Here is a 714-nt window from a genome sequence, read left to right as displayed (position 1 = left end):
TCGGCAGGCTGGGGGGAAGGTGTCCCGGCTCGCCGGCGATTTTGCGGTAAAAGAGGCAGTCTCGAAGGTGTTTGGAACAGGCTTTCGGGGCTTTGGACTGCTGGATATAGAAGTGCTCCGGGACGAGCTTGGAAAACCGTGGGTGCGGCTTCACGGGGGAGCAAAGAAACTTGCGGATAGCCTAAAAATCACCCGGATTCACGTGTCGATCACGAATACAGGCAGTCTTGCATCCGCTTACGCAGTCGGAGAGGGGGAATGGAAATGAGACGTCTGGTGACAGGAAAACAGATGAAAGAGATAGATGGATATGCAATCCGGAAAGTGGGGATACCCTCTCTGGTACTGATGGAGCGAGCGGCGCTGGCGGTTGCAGACGAGATGGAAAAACGGTATGGAAAGCTTTCAGGGCAGAGGCTTCTGGTATTTTGCGGAACGGGCAATAACGGTGCGGACGGTGCGGCGCTGGCTAGGATTCTCTTTCTGCGCGGCGCGCTTCCGACGGTGCTCACGGTCGGTGACAAGGCGCACTGGACGGGGGAGATGACCTGCCAGGTGGCGATTGACCGGAATTTGGGGATCCCGGTGGAGGCGTTTGAAAATTATGTGCCGGGGCATGTGGAGATCATGGTGGATGCGATCTTTGGCGTGGGTCTTTCCAGAGAGGTCGGCGGTGAATTTGCCGAGGCGATCCGTTTTATGCGGGAGCAGGAG

Annotated in this window: 2 protein-coding genes; both read left to right on the top strand. The window is 57.0% G+C overall.

Going from position 1 to position 714, the window contains the following annotated elements:
* A partial coding sequence (locus tag QVO97_RS09720) for a holo-ACP synthase (protein ID WP_288189566.1) occupies positions 1 to 268 on the top strand: 268 nt, incomplete at its 5' end.
* On the top strand, positions 265 to 714 hold a 450-nt coding region (locus tag QVO97_RS09715; RefSeq protein WP_288189565.1), incomplete at its 3' end, for an NAD(P)H-hydrate epimerase. The genes QVO97_RS09720 and QVO97_RS09715, both read left to right, overlap by 4 nt.

The organism is Clostridium sp. CAG:43 (genome assembly GCF_000434655.1).
GTDB classification, from domain to species: Bacteria; Bacillota; Clostridia; order Lachnospirales; family Lachnospiraceae; genus Otoolea; species Otoolea fessa.
This window is presented reverse-complemented; position numbering and strand designations above follow the sequence as displayed.